This is a genomic window from bacterium (genome assembly GCA_040753085.1).
In the GTDB taxonomy this organism is placed as follows: Bacteria; UBA9089; JASEGY01; order JASEGY01; family JASEGY01; genus JASEGY01.
Window position 1 is genome coordinate 1 of sequence record JBFMHI010000230.1, and the last position, 2567, is coordinate 2567.

The 2567-nt window shown below is 47.9% G+C and carries 2 protein-coding genes; both read left to right on the forward strand.

What is annotated here, in order from left to right:
* Positions 1-224 precede the first annotated feature (224 nt).
* Positions 225-671, forward strand: coding sequence for a ribose 5-phosphate isomerase B (gene rpiB / locus AB1797_13885; protein ID MEW5768677.1), 447 nt, complete (start codon positions 225-227; stop codon positions 669-671).
* Between the two features lie 179 nt (positions 672-850).
* The gene (locus AB1797_13890; protein MEW5768678.1) at positions 851-2356 is read left to right on the forward strand and encodes a radical SAM protein; all 1506 of its coding nucleotides are present in this window, start codon (positions 851-853) and stop codon (positions 2354-2356) included.
* Positions 2357-2567: the final 211 nt, after the last annotated feature.

Consider the following 2567-nt stretch of genomic DNA (forward strand, 5'->3'; position numbering starts at 1 on the left):
GGTTGTCCGTCTACGGAACGGACATGGACAAGCACGGACAGGGACAAGCCCTGTCCCTACACTTCCGCCTTCTGTCCTGTGTTATTTATCCGTGCTAATCCGTGCAGCTATACCTGAACGGTTACGAGAAAAGAGGGGAATGCCCCCTGTGCCTTAATGGCTAATGAGGAGGGAAGGAGACCACGTCTGAGGGGACGAGTTATGATTAAGAGCAGGAGGCAGAAATGATTGGCTTAGGCAGCGATCATCGCGGTGTTGAACTTAAAAAAAGAATAAAGATCTTACTTAACGGCTTGAAGTATGAATATCAAGATTATGGGACGGATAGCGATGAAAGAGTTGATTATCCGCACTTTGCGGCTCAAGTAGCTGAGGCGGTAACTAAGAGAGAATGTGAAAAGGGTATCCTTATCTGCGGGACGGGGATTGGAATGTCTATTGCGGCCAATAAGGTTCCTGGGATAAGAGCGGCCCTTTGTTACAGTGTGGAGACGGCCAAGGCAGCCCGCGAACATATTAATGCCAATATCCTCGTTATGGGCGCAGACCATATAAATCCCTCCTTAGTTGACGAGATGGTCAGGGTCTTTCTGATTACCGAGGCCCTGGAAGGCCGCTATGCCCAACGGGTAGAAATGATCACTCATCTGGAAAAACGCCAAAAAAGGTAAGTGTTCGGCCACAAAGACACTAAGACACAAAAATAGAGCAGTAGAGCAGCAGACCAGTAGTTAAAGACTTTTCTGAAAGTTCCAGAACTTCTGCTCTATTGCTCTAATATTCTCTACGACACATATTTTCCCCTTCGTGTCTTCGTGCCTTGGTGGCTGAACGGTTACCAAAAAGATTAATGCGTATCTGCCTGCTCGACCATCCCCGCCTTATCTCTGAAGCTGATTTTGAAGATATTATTAATGCCCCCCTCTCATCTTCTCTCTTTACCGGCTATGCCGCTTCTGTCCTCTCCAAACACGGTTTCCAGGTTGAGGTGATCGACGCCCATCTCTCGGGTTGGATCGCCGCGGAAACTATTCAAACCCTGGCCGGAGAAAGATTCGACCTGTTAGGCGTGAATCTTATCTACTCCTGGGATGAAACCGCGTCTAGCCTAAGCATGCTGTCTCAACTGAAGGCCCAGCATCCCCAAACCCATCTCACTCTCTTTGGTTACTATCCTACCTTCGCTTACCAGGATTTACTCAAGACCTATCCCTTCATCGACTCCATCATCATCGGTGAGGTAGAGGGCACCATCCTGGAACTATCATCTAAATTGAAAGAGGGGAAAGGGAAGAGAGGCAAGGGCTTTTTACCTGCCATAAAGGGATTAGCTTATCGCCCAGGCGACCGGATAATCAGGACGTCTCCCCGACCTCTCCGGCCAGATTTAGATAGTCTCCCCTTTCCGGCCAGATCTGATCTATCCAAACTCAAAGGGATTCATCCCTTCATTCTGGGGAGCCGGGGTTGCTGGAACAACTGCTCCTTCTGCCATTTGAACCGTTTCTACAGAAGGTGTTGGCGTGGTAGAAGCCCGCTTAATATTGTGACGGAGATCGAAGAGGTCTTGAATCAGATGGGTGGGGATTATATCTACTTCGCTGACGCCAACTTCTTTGGTCCGGGCAAAGCCGGAACTGAGCGGGCGCGAGACATAGCAGAACTAATTAAAGACCGTCTTCCGGGGATTCACTTTGGCCTGGAAACACGAAGCCCAGATATTAAAGACCCTACGGTAATAGAAAAACTGGTTGAGGCAGGCCTAAGCCACATCTTTTTAGGGGTCGAAAGCGGCTCAGACAGGGTTCTTAAAGAGATCAGAAAGGGCACATCTCTGGAAGAAAACAGGCGAGCGGTGGATATTCTTAACCAGTTTACAGGGCTTAAGATATACCTCGGCTTTATTATGTTTACCCCTGATTCCACCCTTCAGGATGTAAAAGCTAACCTTCAATTTCTAAAAGAGACCGGCTTGATGAATTCTCCTTCAGCTACCGCCCACCTCCTCTATCACCCCCTCAGGCTCCTCAAAGGAAGCCAGGCCTACCATGATTATTTAGCTGAAGGTAGAGCTGATCTTTCTTCCTTTGGCGGCTATGAAGCCAAATACACCTATCTTCATCCTGAGATAGCCGCCTTAGCAGAATTTGCCGGACAGAACTCTAAAGCCCTCCTGGCCCAACTACGTAAACAGAGGGCTTTACCGCCTGAGGATAGGCGCCGGCAGGAAGTTTTATGGCGATCTTCCGCCAGAGAAGACTGTCTGCGAAAACCTGATCAATTTTCGGATCGCCTGAACTCCCTCTTAATCAAGTCCTTTGAGGAAGCTATGGCCAGGATAGCCCTGAATGCCTAGTAAACTATCTTTGAATCTATTTAGCGATTAGCCCTTAGGAAGAAGTGATAGGAAAGTGATAGAGTGATAGAGTGCCTTAAGAAAGTCGGGACGGTTCACTTTAGTGTGAGAGCTTGCGTCTAAAAGATGAAGTGATTTGTAGCAAAATTGCAGTTAAATTTAACCAAGAGCAGATAGCGACAGGAAATTTTCAGGTGTTATTTGGTTAGGA

Excerpts from the sequence above, each read along its gene's own strand:
- rpiB (MEW5768677.1), top strand. The coding sequence starts at position 225 with ATGATTGGCTTAGGCAGCGATCATCGCGGTGTTGAACTTAAAAAAAGA.
- AB1797_13890 (MEW5768678.1), top strand. The coding sequence starts at position 851 with ATGCGTATCTGCCTGCTCGACCATCCCCGCCTTATCTCTGAAGCTGAT.